The 16,272-nt window shown below is 69.3% G+C and carries 6 protein-coding genes; 1 reads left to right on the top strand and 5 read right to left on the bottom strand.

Translation table 11 applies throughout. The features are described from left to right. The first annotated feature begins 1 nt into the window (after position 1). A complete protein-coding gene (locus AB0G84_RS11945) occupies positions 2-4,246 on the top strand; it encodes a trypsin-like peptidase domain-containing protein (protein ID WP_361318771.1) in 4,245 nt (1,414 codons plus the stop codon). Between the two features lie 107 nt (positions 4,247-4,353). Here AB0G84_RS11945 and AB0G84_RS11940 read toward each other — a convergent pair whose 3' ends face one another. Genes AB0G84_RS11940 through AB0G84_RS11920 form a run of 5 tightly spaced genes read right to left on the bottom strand, consistent with a single transcriptional unit; the run spans position 4,354 to position 16,036 of the window. Then, on the bottom strand, positions 4,354-5,049 hold the full coding sequence (locus AB0G84_RS11940; RefSeq protein WP_361318769.1) for a formyltransferase family protein: 696 nt from the start codon (positions 5,047-5,049) through the stop codon (positions 4,354-4,356). A gap of 52 nt (positions 5,050-5,101) precedes the next feature. Further along, positions 5,102-6,346, bottom strand: a complete 1,245-nt coding sequence (locus tag AB0G84_RS11935; protein ID WP_361318767.1) for a cytochrome P450 — start codon at positions 6,344-6,346, stop codon at positions 5,102-5,104. Continuing rightward, complete coding sequence (locus tag AB0G84_RS11930) at positions 6,343-8,127, bottom strand: type I polyketide synthase (RefSeq protein ID WP_361318765.1); 1,785 nt, start codon at positions 8,125-8,127, stop codon at positions 6,343-6,345. Before AB0G84_RS11930 ends, AB0G84_RS11935 begins: the two co-directional genes overlap by 4 nt. A gap of 35 nt (positions 8,128-8,162) precedes the next feature. After that, entirely contained in the window at positions 8,163-9,983 is a 1,821-nt protein-coding gene (locus AB0G84_RS11925) for a non-ribosomal peptide synthetase (RefSeq protein ID WP_361318763.1), read from the bottom strand. Then, positions 9,980-16,036 (bottom strand): acyltransferase domain-containing protein, encoded by a 6,057-nt coding sequence (locus tag AB0G84_RS11920; protein WP_361318761.1) that lies wholly within the window; start codon positions 16,034-16,036, stop codon positions 9,980-9,982. Before AB0G84_RS11920 ends, AB0G84_RS11925 begins: the two co-directional genes overlap by 4 nt. Positions 16,037-16,272: the final 236 nt, after the last annotated feature.

Raw genomic sequence — 16,272 nt, 5'->3', positions numbered from 1 at the left:
CGTGCCGGACAGCGCTACGCCTCCAGGTCAGGGCGGCCCGGCGGCACTCGACTCGGCCGTGCTGCGCATCACGGACCGGCAGGGAAATTGCTGGGGCGCCGGCTTCCTGGTCGCCGAGCAAACCGCCCTGACCTGCGCCCACGTGGTGAATGCCGTTCTTGGAACGCCCGAGGGCCAACGGCCTGTGGACTCCGCGCGGGTCTTCGTGGATCTGCCGCTACTGCGCGCATCAGGGTCCGGCCAGGCTCCGGTCCCGGCGCGCATCGTGCACTTCGCGGCGGGCGACGATGACGTCGCGGTGCTCCGCCTTGAGGCCGGCATGCCGGAGGGGCGTCCGGTGAGGCTGGTCGACGCCCCGGACGTATGGGGACATCCGGCCCGGATCTTCGGCTTCCCCGATAAACGCCCGGGCGGTGTGTGGCACGCCGGAGTGCTGCGGTCCCGCCAGGCTGACGGTTGGATCCAGACCGACCTGGCGTCCGCCGGATACCGGGTCTCCGGGGGCTTCAGCGGCAGTCCCGTGTGGGACGAGGAACTGACCGCCGTCGTCGGCATGGTGGCGGTGGCCGAGTCCGGTGATCCTGCGGCGAGTTACCTCATCCCGACCGACGCGCTGCTGCGCAGCTGGGAACCACTGCGGTCCCTGACGCTGCCGGCGTCCCCGTTCCGCGGCCTCGCCCCGTTCCAGGAGGCGGACGCGGAATCCTTCCACGGCAGGGAGGAAGAGAGCGACGAACTGGCTGCCGAGGTCACGGCCGAACGCCAGGTCTGCCTGGTCGGCCCGTCCGGATCGGGCAAGTCATCCCTCGCCCTGGCCGGGGTGGTGCCCCGCCTGCGCGCCGAAGGATTCTCCGTGGGCGTCATGCGTCCCGCCTCCGGCAGTCGGCCGCTGTCCGCACTGGCGGCCGCGTTGCTTCCCCTGCTGGAACCCGAACTGTCGCCCGTCGAGCGGCTGGACCGCCTTCCCGCACTGGTGCGCGTCCTCGCACAGCAGGGCCTCGCGGACACCGTCGCCGCCGTACGGGAACGACAGGGCAAGCGCGGCCTGTTGCTCGTGGTGGACCAGTTCGAGGAGCTGCTCGTCTCCGACCCCGACCTGGTGAACGAGCTGGCCGACGTGCTCTACACAGCGGACCTCCCGCCGGGGCTGCACGTGCTCACCACCCTTCGCGCCGACTTCCTGGAAAAGGCGCTGGCTCACCCGCAGACGGCCGCTGCCTTCCGCAACCGGCTCTACGCCCTCGGCGCTCCCGGCGCGCAACAGCTCCGCCGGATCGTCACCGCACCCGTGGCAGCGATACCGGGAGTCGGCTACGAGGCCGGTCTCGTCGAGCGCGTCCTCGCCGATGCGGGGGAAGAGCCGGGAGTGCTGCCCCTGCTCGGATTCACCCTGGAGCGGCTCTGGCAGAACCAGCACGGCGGTCTCCTCACCCACGAGACCTACGAAGCACTGGGCGGCGTGACGGGGGCTCTGGGCCAGCACGCCGAACGCCTGTGGAGCGCTCACGTCCGGGAGCCCGCGGTACCGACCGCCCGCCGCCTGTTCGCGGCACTGGTGCGCGTCCCCCTCGGCACCGAAGCGACCACGCGGCGGACCGCCCTGCGCAGTGAACTGGACGCCGAATCCTGGGACATCGCACGGAAATTGGCCGATGCGCGCCTGCTGGTCACCGGTCGCAGCGCCGAGGGCGTCGAGACGGTGGAGGTGGCGCACGAGGCTCTGATCAGCGGCTGGCAGCGGCTGGCTGACTGGACGGAGGAGGACCGGTCCTTCCTCATCTGGCGAGAGACACTGCGCCACGACAAGGAACGCTGGGAGCACGGGGGCCAGACGCCCGACCTGCTGCCGTCGCAGCCGGCACTGCAAGCCGCCGAACACTGGCTGCGCGTCCGGGGCCGGTTCCTGACCGATGACGAACACGACTACCTTCGGCGCGGACAGGAACATCAGCGGGCAAGGCGGCGAAAGAGGCGGATCCTCACCACGACGATCGCCGCCCTCACCGCTCTGGCCGTCCTCCTCGGCGCACTGTTCGCCTACTACCGGTATGTCGGCCTCCAGCGCACAGCGGAGTCCACCTCGCGTGCGCTGGCGCAGAGTTCGGCCGACCTCAGCAGCTCGGATCCGGTCGTCTCCGTCATGACGGCGCTGGCGGCCTACCGCACGTCCCCCACCGAGCAGGCCCGCGACGCCCTCCTGCGTGCCCGGCTCGCGTACCACAGCGATCAGCGCATGCTGTCCGGATCGGACGGTTCGGTCCGCGGTGCCGCGGCGAGCGAGGACGGCGAAGTGCTCCTCGTGCACTCGGACGGCGGCAAGCCCACCTTGTACGTGCACGCCGCCTCGGGAACGGTGCGCAAGCAGCGGCTCGACCTGCCGTACCAGGCCGGACTCGACTTCGTCTCCCCGGACGGTCGTCGGGCCGGATTCTTCACCGCTGAACAGACACTGGTGTGGTTCGACGTCCGGCGCGAGGGGGCTCATGGCGAACTGGCCGGCCCCGCACACCATCTGCCCTCCCGGCTGGGCTCGCCGGCCCGCCTCAGCGAGGTCAGTGACGATGCCGCGATCTCCCGCGACGGCCGCATCGTCGCCCAGACCGGGGCGGGCTCCACCGCCCTCGCCTGGTGGGACCTCGAAAGGGGCACATCGGGAACCGTACCGTTGCCTCCCGGGCTGCCGAAGACGAGCCGTTTCGACGGAGTGCACATCGGGGCGAACGGCCAGAAGCTGCTGGCCACCGTCTTCGACGAGAAGGCCCAGAAGAGCACACTGCTCTCCGTCGATCGGAGGACTCGGCATTCGCAGGTCATCCTGCCACCGAGTGACTACTTCGTACTCTCCGACGCGGGAAACGCTGTTGCCAGCTGCCAGTCGTCGAACGAGCACGGAGCGCCTGCCCTCGTCGTGCGCAGCACCAGTCGACCGGGCACGGTGCGCCGCTACACGGGTGAGGGGCTGGACGACGATGACACCTGTGGGCTGGAGGCGGTCGATGACAGCGGCAGATGGGCAGTAACGCGAAATTACTCCGAGGATTCCCTACTCGATCTGCACCACAATCGACGGCACTTCAAGAAACCACACCAGGTCGCGGAAACCCTGCACAAGGTGGTATCGGTCCACGGTGCACCCGTGATTCTTTCCTCGACAGAGAAAAGCGTCATCTACACCCCCGCCTCGGAGAAGCCGGCGGATCCGCTGATGAGGCCCGCGCTCTCCCCGGACGGCAAGTCCGTCGTAGGTCTTTCGGGCGACGGCAAGCGGATCGAACGGCACACGGCGGAGGGGCCCGGAAAGGTACTGGCCCGTGCGGAACGCCGATACGGCGGCCTATACAACGAGCATGGGGTGCTCGGGTTCAGTGCGGACGGGAAGACAGTCGCCGACCAGATCGGGAAGAGTACGGTGCTTCTGCGTCGGGCCTCCGATCTGCGCCCGCTCCGTACGATCAGAGCTATGGAACCGCCGGCCAACGGGCGGGGGGAGGACGACCCGGGGTTCAGCTTCTTCTTCGACGGAGAAAGTGTGGTGACGCTGTCCGGCGCCGTGCTGCAACAGTGGGACAGGAGGACCGGGCGCCGGACTGCGCAGATGGACCTGCGCCGGCTGATCCACGGGATATCCCCGAAGAGCAACATTAGCCTCGGGAGATATCCCGAGCCCGGGAATTTCGCCGTCACGGTGTGGGGGGACCCAAAGGTCCACATCATCAACATGGTGACGGGGCGCGAAATCAAAACACTCGGTACGGGGCCGGACGCCGCAAGCGTGAAATTCGATTCCAGCGGAAAGCACTTGGCTGTTCTCCGCAAGGGAGGGAATGTCGAACTTTGGCAAAGCAGCCCCCTGCGGAGGAAGCTCGGCCCGTTCCTCGCCCGAGATGGCGCAGAGCAGAAGTTTGTCACTCAATTCCTCCCCGATGGTAGGTTCTTGATGGCTTCCCGCACATCGCTGCATGTCTATGACGTAGCAGGGGGGAGATCAACGGACGTCTATAACTTCGGGGCTTCCGACAGTCATAAGTCCACGGGGTATTCGTACATCGACGCCTCGGTCGACGGTAAGACCGTGCTGTTCCATAGCAATGATCTCGATGAATCCGAGTACCGCACCATCCGACTCGACGCCGACATGTGGAATCGCCAACTGTGCCGCGTGATCGGTTACCGCGAATTCACCGATGAGGAAAGGGAGAGTCTCGGCACCCCGGTCCCAGAGGAAGCCCTCTGCCACGACGGGTGATGCCGCCACCCGAGCAACTGTGCACGCTCCTTGTTATCTCATCTCGGGCTCTCACAGGCGCGGGCCCGACTTTGAGGCACGTCGCCTTTCCGCGCGGTGCACCCCCTTCACTGCGCGTGGAGTGCCCACCTGCTGCCCTCGACGTGCGCCGTTCCGGGCAGCGCGATCAGTTCGGGCTTGAACAGCGGTGGCGAGTCCATGGCGGGCTCCCAGGTCGCTATCTTCTCGTCCTGCGGGACCTCGACCCGCCGGTCCTGGGCGAGGTCGGCGACCACCTTCAACAGCAACCGCACCCCGAGCGGGGCCAGGTGCTCGCGCCATAGGCTCTGCGCGGTCGAGCCCGGGGGCACGAACAGGTGCTCCTGGGCGGCGAGCGGGCCGGCGTCGGTGCGCTCGGTGAGGTGGTAGACACTCCCGCCCGTCACCTTGTCGCCGTCGCGGATGGTCCATCGGATCGCGTCCCGGCCGCGGTGCAACGGAAGCAGGCTGGGGTGATAGCCGAGGGTGGCGACGGCGGCCCTGGCACGCGTGTGGCGGCCGAGGAAGGCGTGTGAATGCGCGGCGATGATGACGTCCACCCCGTCCGGGACGTGCAGCGCGCGTAGTTCGGTCGAGTCCGTCCACGGGATGTCCCGGGGGTACGCCCAGGCGCGCAGGCGGTCCCAGGACATCGCGTTGCTCTCGTCGGACTGCCCCTTGCGCAGCCGGGGGGCGGCCACGCCGACGATCTTGTGCCCTTCCTCCAGCAGGGCGTCCGCGACCTGTACCGCGAAGGCCCCTTGTCCTGAGATGTAGATGTTCATCACTCGCGCTCCGTGCGGTCGCTGGTCGGGTGTCAGTAGGGGTAAGGGCGCTTCACCAGGGCCCGACCTCTTTCAGTCCACAGTGATCGGGCCGGAACCGCACCGGCAGGGTGGAGAGCCCGGTCAGGAAGTTGGACCGGATGCGCAGCGGCTCGTCGGTCTGCTCGAATCCGGTGGTGAAGTCCCGTAGGGCGAGGAGCAGTTCGGAGATCTCCACCTTGGCCAGGTACGAGCCGACGCAGAAGTGCGGGCCGTAGCCGAAGGCCAGGTGTTTGTTGGGGGTGCGGCCGAGGTCGAACTCCCCGGGCCGCTCGAAGACCCGTTCGTCCCGGTTGCCGGAGGCGTGCCAGAGCGTGACGATCTCGCCCGGCCGCAGCCGTACACCGTGCAGTTCGGTCTCACGGACGACACTGCGCCCGAAGTGCATCGTGGGGGAGGCCCAGCGCAGCACCTCGTCCACGGCGGTCTCCACGGCGACCTCACCGTGTTTGAGCCGCCGCCACTGCTCGGGCCGGGCCGCGAGCGTGTGGACGCAGTCGATCATCGTGAGCCGGCTGGTCTCGTCGCCCCCGATGATCAGGCTGTAGCAGTTGAGTACCACGTCCTCGTCGGAGAGCGGGATACCGTCGATGGCGCTGCCGATCAGCATGCTGATCACGTCGTCGCCCGGCGACTCGCGCCGCTCCTCGACGAGGTCCATGAAGTACATCAGGATCTCGTTGCGGGCCATCTCGGAGTCGACCTCGTCGACGTCCTCGTCGTCGGTCGACAGCGCGGCCTTGGTCAGGGAGAGCAGGAAGTCCCGGTCCTGCTCGGGCACGCCGAGCAGGTTCGAGATCGTGGTCATCGGGATGCGGCTGGCGATCTGCTCGGCGAAGTCGCAGCCGCCGGACCGGACCGCCTCGCGGATCAACTGCCGGGTGTTGACCCGCACCGTCTGCGCAACCTCGTTGAGCACCCTCGGCGAGAGCACCCGCTGAAGGATCTTGCGCAACTCGTGGTGCCGGTGCCCGTCGGTGACGGCCAGCATCCGGCCGGCTCCGGCGTCACCGCCGCCCAGCAACGTGACGAGCACATTGCCGCGCTCGGACGTGAAGTTCACGTTGTCCCGGTAGGTGGCCATGATGTCGTCGTAGCGGGAGAGCACCCAGAACCCCCGGCGGCCGCCGACCGGAGGATTCCAGTACACCGGAGCGGTGTCCCGCAGGGTGCGCCAGAACCCGTCGAGGTCGTGGTCGGCGAAGGTGTTCGGGTCGCCCAGGTCCACGGTCTCCAGTGCCGGTGTGCTCACGGTCACCAGTCCGTACGCCAGAACCGGCGCGGCTGGAAGGGGTAGGTGGGCAGCGGCACGCGGTGGCTGGTCTCCCCCAGGTGCAGGGCGTCGAAGTCCACCTGCTGGCCGGTCACCCAGGCGGCGGCCAGATCGGACAGTGCCTGGGCGTCCGTCCCGGACTGCACGATCCCGTTGTCGTTGCGACGGAAGGAGTCGACGTCCACCCGCGGCGCGGCAGCGGTCTCGGTGGCCAGGCCGCGGGGGGAGTCCTCGGACAGCGCTGCGATCAGCTCCGCGCGGCTGCGGACCACGGCCGCCCATCGGCGGGACATCACCTTGCGGCCCAGGTTGAGGCTGAAGCAGATGTCGTCCAGGCGCAGGTCGGGGTTGGCCTCCAGCCAGTCCTTCAACCTCGCGCGCTGACGCGCCAGCGCTTCGTCGTCCAGGGCGGAAAGGGTGGCCAGCCGGGGCCTGCCGTCGGCCTCGGGGACACGTTCGGCGACCGTCGGCGCCTCTTCCAGCACCAGGTGCGCGTTGTAGCCACCGCCGCCGATCGAGGTGATGCCCGCACGGCGGATGCCGGACTCCGTCTCCCAGGCCGCCGTCTCCAGCTGCGGCACGAACGGGGTGCTGGGCAGGTCGAGGTCCTCGTTGACCTCGGTCAGGTTGATCGTCGCCGGCAGCGTCTTGTGGTACAGGGCCATCGCGGCCTTCAGCGCACCGAAGCCGCCCGACACCACACCGCCGTGGCCCACATTGCCCTTGACCCCGCCGATCGAGGTGGTGGTGGTCTGCTTGCCGAACGCCATGCTCGCCGCGTGCACTTCGAGCTCGTCGGTCATCGGCATGCCGAGACCGTTGGCCTCGTACAGGGACACGGTGTCCGGGGTGACGCCGCCCACCTCCATGGCGCCTGCGATGCACGCACTCAGCCGCTCAGGCTGGGCCAGGCCGTAGGCCATCGCGCTGACGCCGTTGTTGTTGACGGCCGAGCCCTTGACCACGGCGTAGATGTGGTCGCGGTCGGCGACGGCCTGAGCCAGCGGCTTGAGCAGCACGGTGACGACACCACTGGACAGCGCGGTGCCGGTGCCGTTGGCGTCGAACGGGCGGCAGTGGCCGTCCTTGGACAGGATGCGGTTCTCTTCCCACAAATGACCACGGGGGTGGGGCAGACGGACCATCGCGCCACCGGCGATCGCCATGTCGGTCTGGCCGAGCAGCAGTGACTGGCAGGCCAGGTGCACCGCGTAGTGGAAACCGGCGCAGACGGCGGCAACGGTGACGGCCTCGCCGGTGAGCCCCATGTAGTACAGCGCGTTGGACGTCATGGTGTCCGGCGACCACGCCAGGCTGGCCTCGATCGCCTCGGGGCCGACCGACACCCGGTCCGGCGGGGAACTGTAGAGCGCGGCGGTCTGCGGGTTGTTGGCGCCGTACATGCCTATCTCGGCCTTGACCCGGTCCGGGTCGTAGCCGCCGTCCTCAAGCGTCTCCCATGCGCTCTCCAGGAACAGCCGGTTCTCCGGGGTCATCGCGGCCGCCATCCGGTCGCTGATGCCGAACACCGACGGGTCGAACTTGTCGTATGTGTCGAGGACGCCGCAGGCCCGCACGTAGAACGGGCTGTGGATCAAGGTCTCGTCGACGTGGATGTCGTCCTTGGCGAGGAACGACACCGACTCCCTGCCGTGGACGAGGTTGTCCCAGAACTGTTCCTTGGTACGGGCTCCGGGCGCCCGCAGGGACATGCCGATGACGGCCACATCACCGGGGTCGTAGTCCTGCTCGGGGCTGTCGGTCATGGGAAGGCTCCTGCTTCGGGTCGAGTGGGGGTGGCTCAGCTGCCGGTGGAGGGGCCGCGGCCACGCAGCGCAGCACGGCGGGTGTGGGCGCGGAGGCGAGCCGACTGGATCACCTCGGGGGTGGCGCCGCTCTCCTCGTCGAGCCAGCGGCCGAGGGAGGAGATGTCACGGAAGCTGAAGAGGTCGGGCACCCGGACGCGGCGGTTGAACCGTCGGGTCATCAACCTGGCCAGCCGGACGAGCAGCAGCGAGTCGCCGCCGAGGTCGTAGAAGGCGGCCCGGATGTCGATGCTCGCCGGTTCGAGGTCGAGCAGTTGGCCCCAGATCTCCGTCAGCGCCACCTCGGTCGGCGTGCTGGCGGCCGTCAGGGGCCCGCCGGTGTCGGCGGCCGGGGGCTCGGGAAGCGCGGTGCGGTCGAGCTTCCCGCCCGGCGCCAACGGCAGTGCGCTCAGGAACACGATCGTGCCCGGCACCATGTAGTCGGGCAGCTGGGTGGCGAGCTTGCCGGTGAGGGCGGTCTGGAGCCCGGCGTCCAGCCAGACCCCGTCCCGGGGGGCGCCCTCGGGCACGACGTATGCGGTGAGCCTGTTGTCCCGGACGACGGCGGCGGCTTCCCGGACCTCGGGGCAGCCGGTCAGCCGGGCCTCGACCTCTTCCAGCTCGATGCGGTAGCCGCGCAGCTTGACCTGGTGGTCGGTGCGGCCGCCGAAGTGGAGTTCACCGTCGTCGGTGAAGGTGACGACGTCACCGGTGCGGTACATGCGCTCGCCGTCCAGGAACGGGTCCGGCACGAACCGTTCGGCCGTGGTACGCGGCCGGTTGACGTAGCCGTGGGCGAGGCCGACGCCGCCGAGGTAGAGCTCACCGGGCACGCCGGCCGGCAGCTGCTTGAGGTTCTCGTCGAGCACGTACGCACGGGCGCTGACCGACGGCGTGCCGATCGAGGGCTCACCGGTCGCGTCTTCCGGCACCAGACCGAACGAGCAGAAGACGGTTCCTTCGGTGGGGCCGTAGGCGTTGAAGACCCGGTCGGCGTTGGTCTCCCGGTACGCCCTGTCCACCAGCTTGCGCCGCAGGGGCTCGCCGCCGAACACCACCGTGCGCAGGTTCGGCGGCAGACATCCGGCGTCGAGCAGGCCGTTCATCACCGACGGTACGACGTTGAGGTGGGTGATCTTGTCGACGTACTGACTCTCCGGCAGGTGGACGCCGCTTTCCACGAGCACGACGGCGCCGCCACGGCACAACGCGGCGAAGATCTCCATCACGGACATGTCGAAGCAGACCGAACTCGCTGCTGAGACGCCGCTCAGGTCGCAGCCCTCGAAGATGCGGTCCATTTCGGACAGCATGGCAACGCAGCCGCTGTGGTGGATGGCCACGCCCTTCGGCCGGCCGGTGGATCCCGAGGTGTAGATGAGGTACGCGGTGTCGCCGGGCACGATCGGCACGGGCTGCTCGCCGGGCTCGGTCGTCACGGTCTCGTCCAGCACGACCACGGTCGGGCCGGCCGGGCAGCTGGCCCGGGACGCGGGCGTGGTCAGCAGCAGGTGGGTCCCGCTGTCCCGGACCATGAAGGTCAGCCGCTCGGCCGGATACTTCGGGTCCAGGGGTACGTAGCAGGAGCCGGTGCGCAGCGTGGCCAGGATGCCGACGAGGAGGTCGGGGGTGCGCTCGATGCAGATGCCGACCGGGACACCGGGGCCGGCGCCGTCGGCGACGAGCCGTTCGGCCAGCACACGGGACCGCTCGTCCAGGTCGCCGTAGGTCAGGACGCCGGCGTCGGAGTAGACCGCGGGCGCGTCGGGGTTCTTGACCGCTTGCTCGATGAACTCGGAGTGCAGGGTTCCGGTCACTGGTCCGTCTCCTCGGGGTCGCCGCTCGGGGCGATGTCCTGGAGTGCCTGGTCGGGGTGGGCGATCGACTCGAAGAGCACAGAGCGGTAGAGCGCGAGCAGTGCCGTCACGGTCTGCCTTTCCAGGTAGCTCGGTTTGTACTGGATGTGGCCGGCGATCTCGCCGTCGATGTCGGCCATCGAGATCTCCAGGTCGAATTTGGCGAGGTGCCTGCGTACCTGAAGCGGTTCGAGCGGCAGGGCGCCGTCGGGTGTGATGGTGTCGCCGATGCCGTGGAAGAGCTTGACGGACCGGGGGAACGCGTCCGAGGACAGCCAGTTCACCACCACGTCGAACCACGGGGAGCGGCCCTCGGCCCTCGGCGGCTTCAGGGCGGACGCCAACAGGTCGAGGGGGTAGTTCATGTGCTCCAGCAGACCGAGCGAGAAGGCGTGGACCTCGCGCAGCAGCTCGCGGAAGCTGCGGTCACCGGCGGGCTGTGCCCGTACCAGCACCGTGTTCAGGTAGTAGCCGATGGCGGATTCCCAGCCGGGTTCGCCGCGTTGGGCGATGGCGGTGGCCAGCACGGAGTCCTCGACACCGGCCGCGCGGTTGAGCGTGGCGAAGAATCCGGCCAGCACGACGGTGCTGATGGACACGCCTTCGCGTACCGCGAACTCCCGCAGCAGACGCGTCTCTGCTGCGCTCCAGCGGAACGTCAGGTCGCGGCCTTCGTAGGTGACGCCGGGAGGTCGCTCCATGGTGGACAGGTCGAGGTGGGCGGGCGGGTCGGCCAGTTTCTCCGACCACCAGCGCAATGCCGCGTCGGCCGCCGGGCCGGTCAGCCACTGCCGTTCCCACTCGACGAACTCCGTGTAGGGGGCGACCGGTTCGCCGGCGGCGGGGTCGACGCCCTCGTAGTACTCCTGGAGTTCGCGGATCATCACGTCGGCCGATGCCGCGTCCGACGCGATGTGGTGCACGAGCACCAGCAGATAGTGGTCCGCCGGACCACGCGTCATCAGCACGACCCGCACCAGCGGCCCGTTGGCCATGTCCAGCGGCAGGTGCCCGTACTCGGCCAGTTCCTCGCGGGCCTGTTCGTCGTCCCGGTCCGCGCTGTCCACCACGACGAACTCGTACACCGGCTCGTCCAGGATGACCTGGTACGGGCTGCCGCCCGCCTCGACGAAGAGCGTGCGCAGCGCGGGATGCCGCTCCATCACGGCCCGCACGGCGCGGTCGAGCGCCTTCTCGTCGACGGCGGTCCGGATCCGGGCGGCCACCATGAAGTTGTAGGGCACCGCGTCCGGCGCGACCATCTGCATGAACCACAGCGATGCCTGGCCGTGCGAGGCCGGTGCCAGTTCAAAACCGAGGCCGCCGGCGCGCAACTGATCGAACGCCGGTGCGTCGGTGGGGTCCAGCAACCCGCGCGCGGCCAACTCCTCCACCAGCTCCTCGGCGTCCAACTCGGACAGCTCGTCGAGGTACGTCCGGGCCGGCTCGGCCGCCGGCTCCGGCGTCGGCACGACCACCGCCTCCGGCACTGACTCCGACGCCCGTGCCGGCTCCACCTCCGCGGCCGGTGCCCGCTCGACCGCCGCGGTCGCCGCCGGCCGACCGATGGCCTCGACGAGCTGGCCGACGACCTCGGATATGGTCCGGCCGTCCAGGAACACCACCGGCGACACGCGCTGCCCGAACAGCGATTGCAGCCTGTTGACGAGGCGGAGCGCCAGCATCGAGTCAAGGCCGAAGTCCCGCAGGCTGGCGCCTTCGTCGAACGTGCTCGCCGGCACGCCCAGCCCGTCGGCGATCTCGCCGAGGAGGACCTCCTCCAGCGGCCTGTTCTGCACGCTCTCGACGACGGGCTCGGCCACCGTCGCGACCACGGACTCGGCCACGGTTTCGGCGACCGGTGCCGCCGCGACGTGGGCGCGGGGCGCGGTGTCCAGCCAGTAGCGGTCCTTCTGCCACTGTACGAGCGGGGTTTCCACGACCTCGACGTCGTCGGTGAACAACGCGTCGAAGGTCAACGGGAGGCCCCTGACGTACAACGACGCGGCGGCCCCCAGCAGACAGCGGACGTCGCTTTCGTTGCGCCGCAGGGAGTTGACCGCGTGCACCTGGGCACCACGGGCCAGCGCGATCTCCTCGACCGCGCCGCGCAACGTCTCGTGCGGGCCGATCTCGATGAAGGTGCCGACGCCCTCGTCGACCAGTGCACCGATCGTCTCGGCGAACCGGACCTGGTTGCGCAGGTTGTGCACCCAGTAGTCGACGTCGGCGACCGGGTTCACCGTGTCGGCCAGTGCCGTGGAACGGAACGCGAGGGTGTTCGTCAGCGGGGTGATCCCGTCGAGGCGTTCGCGCAGCGGCTGGATCAGCGGATCCATGCCGGGGCTGTGCACCGGCCTTTCGACCCGGATCCGCCGGGTCGAGATCCCGGCCCGCTGGAGGTCGGCCTCCAGGGCTGCGATGGCGTCGGGCGAGCCGGACACCGCCGCGCTGGTGGGGCTGTTCACCACGGCGATGGCCACGTCCTCGGCGTACCGGGCGATCCTCGGCAGCAGCTCCTGCTCCGGCAGGTCGACCGAGATCATGGCGCCGGCGGCCGCTTTCCGTTCGAGCAGGTGCGACCGGGCGACCACGACGCGGGCGGCGTCGTCCAACGACAGCGCGCCGGAGACACAGGCGGCCGCGACCTCGCCCAGGCTGTGCCCGACGACGGCGGTCGGCTGGATGCCGAGTTCGAGCCAGACCTTCGCCAGCGAGACCTGCAAGGCGAACAGCACAGGCTGCTGGAAGTCCATTTCCTCGAACCTGGCCCGGTCGGCCGGGGCGGCGAGCTCGTCCAGCACCGAGCAACCGCCGGCCGCGCGCACGGCGGCGTCGCAGGCGGTCATCCACGTACGGAAGCCGGCGTGCGCGCGCAGGAGCTCCCGGCCCATGCCGACCCAGTGGGTTCCGCCGCCGGAGAACACCAGCGCCACCCGCCGGTCGCCGTTGCCCGCGACTGTGCCCCTGACGACGTCGGGGTGCGGCTGACCGGCGGCGACCCGGGCGAGTCCGTCCAGGACGTCCTGACGGTTACGGGCGAACAGCGCTATCCGGTGGTTGTGGTGGGTACGCCGGGTCGCCAGCGTGTAGGCGAGGTCACAGACCCGCAGGCCCGTGTCGCGTTCGACATGGTTGGACAGCGCACGGCAGGTGTCGGTCAGCGCGTCCGCCGTACGCGCCGTGACGGGTACGAGGTGCACCTGCTCGTCGACCGCGACCTCGCTCCGGCTCGGTGTGACGTGCCGTCTCCGGTCGCCCGCGGTGAACGGACCGGGGGTGACCGGGAGGCCGGCGGTGTACAGCACGCCGAGCGAGCCGAGCAGGGTCGAGGCCTCGTCGGTGCCACGACGGAGCGAGGGCAGGGTGGTCGCCGTGAGGATCTCCGACACGGACTTGAGCAGGACGGGATGCGGACTGAGCTCGATCACCGCGTCGATGTCGTGCTCGCGCAGGTTCGTCAGGGCGTCGACCACCCGGATCTCCTGGCGCAGGTTGTTCGCCCAGTAGTCCGGCCCGAGCTCCGCGCCGTCGACGAGCTCCCCGGTGACCGTCGAGATCATCGGGATGCGGGTGGTCCGGGGCTTGATGCCGTCGAGTTCGGCCCGCAGCGGGGCGAGGACGTGGTCGACCAGCGGTGAGTGCGGTGCGTGGCCCATCCGCACCCGGTGGTTCGTGATCCCCTCGTCGGTGAGCCGCCGGATCAGTTCGTCGATCTCCTGCGGTGTGCCGGTGACCAGGGTGGAGTTCAGGCCGTTGTAGCCGGAAAGGGTGAGCTGGCCGGTCAGGTACTGCTTGACGCCGTCCGCACTGGTCATGACCACGATGCCGTCGCCGCGTCCGACGGCCAGCTGCTGGAGGAGCCGGCCGTGCTGGGCGGCCAGGCGGGAGGCGTCCTCGAAGTCGAGTGCACCGGCGATGTGGGAGGCGGCGAACTCTCCGACGCTCTGCCCCACGACGACGTCCGGCTCCACTCCCAGCGAGCGCCAGGCGTCGGCCAGCGCGACCTGGAGGGAGAACAGCAGCGGCTGGAACACGTCCATGTCGTCGATGCGGCCCTCAGGCGATAGCAGCTGGTCGACGAGCGAGAAGCCCAGCAGCTCCCGCATCCGCTTGTCGGAGCGCATCATGGACCGTCGGAACACGGGCATACCGGCGAGCAGCTGCCTGCCCATGCCCACCCACTGCGAACCGTTGCCCGAGAACAGGAACGCCACCCGCGGCCGGTGTTCGCTGACCTCCCCGACGCTCACCCCGGCGGCCGTCGCGCCGGTGCCGAAGGCAGCCAGCTGCGCCCTGAGCTCGGTCATGTCGTGGGCGGTGGCCGCGAGCCGGAACCTGCCGTCGCCGGGCTTCCGGCTGCACAGCGCCCGCAGGTCCATCTCCTCGCGCAGCGCCAGGGCCCGCTCGGCCAGCGCCTCCTGGGAGTCCTCGGCCAGCAGGAGCAGTGAGCTCTCGGGGCGCGGAAGCTCCTCGACGACGACGTGACAGATCGCGCCGCCGAATCCGAACGAGCTGACGCCTCCTCGGCGCGCGTCGGACCGTCGTGGCCACGGTGTCAGCCGGTCCTGGACGGTGAGGTGGTACTCGTCGAACAGGATCTGCGGGTTCGGAGAGGCGTAGTGCAGGCTCGGCGGCAGCACGCCGTTGCGCATCGACAGCGCGAGTTTGACCAGGCCGACGATGCCCGCCGCCGCCTCCAGATGCCCGACGTTGGACTTGACGGAACCGAGCCGCAGGGGCTCGCCGCGGTCACCGCCCAGGACCGCGCCGATGGCATTGGCCTCGATCGGGTCGCCGAGGGGCGTCGCGGAGCCGTGGCACTCGATGTAGTCCACGAGGGACGGTTTGATGCCGGCCCGCTGGTACGCGGTGCGGAGCATCTTCTCCTGCGCCTGGGGGTTCGGCGCGGTCATGCCATTGCTCAGACCGTCGTTGTTCGACGAGCTGCCCTTGATCACGCAGTACACCGGCAGTTCGCGCTCCAGCGCCACGCTGAGCGGGGCGAGCACGACGACGCCGGCGCCCTCACCGCGGACGTAGCCGTTGGCCCGGGCGTCGAACGACTTGCAGCGGCCGTCCGGAGCGAGCGCGCCCATCTGGTCCATGGCGGTGTAGTAGTCGGAGACGAAGCTCAGGTTCACGCCACCGGCCAGCACCAGCTCGCTCTCGCCCATCCAGATGGACTGGCATCCGACGTGCACCGAGACCAGCGATCCGGCGCAGGCGGCGTCGATGGCCATGCTCGGGCCCTGCAGGCCGAGGACGTACGAGACGCGGTTGGCGATGATGCCGTCGTGCATGCCGGTCGCGGTGTGCGGGGTGATCTGGCTGTCGGGACCGCGATAGTGCGCCAGAGCTGCGTAGTCGCCCCAGCAGGAAGCCATGAACACGCCGGTGTCGCTGCCGACGAGGCTGTGGGGCGCGACACCCGCGTCCTCCAGCGCCTCCCAGGCCAGCTCCAGGATCAGGCGCTGCTGTGGGTCCATCTGGACGGCTTCGCGGGGTGAGATGCCGAAGAACAGCGGATCGAACTGGTCGATGCCGTCGATGAACCCGCCCCACCGCACCGTGTCGTTGAGGAGGTCGCGTCGCGCGGCCGGCACCGGGCCGACGGCGTCGCGGCCCTCGGACAGCAGCTGCCAGAACGAGGACGGGTCCGGTCCGCCGGGGAACCTGCAGCCGATGCCCACGATCGCGATGGGTTCGTGCGACGCCGTACGACGATCGTTGCTCGGGGTTGTGGTCTCCGCAGCACGTGGACCCTCGACGAGCGCCCGGGACAGCTCGTCGAGGGTCGGGTACTGCCACATCCAGGTGACCGGGACTTTCCAGCCGAGGAATTCGGATAATGAGGTGGCAAGGGTCGTTAACTTCAGCGAGTCCAGGCCGTACTGGTGCATCGGTGCCCAGCGATCCACCGCGCCCTTGGACAGGTCCAACAGCTCAACAACGCGAGAGAGCAGAAACTCTGATATGGCATGCACATCTCGTGCTGCGTGCTCCGGGGGCATTTCGGCTCCTCAGCAGGGCGGATGGCGGACTGGTGAAATTTGCAGCCGGATGATGAAGGCTCAGAAATTCCGTCAGCTATGTCATAGCGGCGGGATTGGGTTGATTGCGGCGCACATGGGGCCGTGCCGATAGACCTGGCCGAGGCCGACGCTTCTCGACATGGCGAGTCAGCGTTCAGGCAGCTGGCCAGGGGGATGGCTCATGACACGGAAACTTTGCTTCGACGTGTCGAGTG

The sequence above is a fragment of the Streptomyces sp. NPDC020742 genome, from assembly GCF_040641675.1.
GTDB lineage: Bacteria > Actinomycetota > Actinomycetes > Streptomycetales > Streptomycetaceae > Streptomyces.
The sequence above is the reverse complement of the archived record's forward strand: the minus strand, read 5'-3'. Positions and strand labels throughout refer to the sequence as shown.

Coding starts and splice junctions, on each gene's coding strand:
- AB0G84_RS11940 (WP_361318769.1), bottom strand. CDS start 5,049: ATGAACATCTACATCTCAGGACAAGGGGCCTTCGCGGTACAGGTCGCG.
- AB0G84_RS11930 (WP_361318765.1), bottom strand. CDS start 8,127: ATGACCGACAGCCCCGAGCAGGACTACGACCCCGGTGATGTGGCCGTC.
- AB0G84_RS11920 (WP_361318761.1), bottom strand. CDS start 16,036: ATGCCCCCGGAGCACGCAGCACGAGATGTGCATGCCATATCAGAGTTT.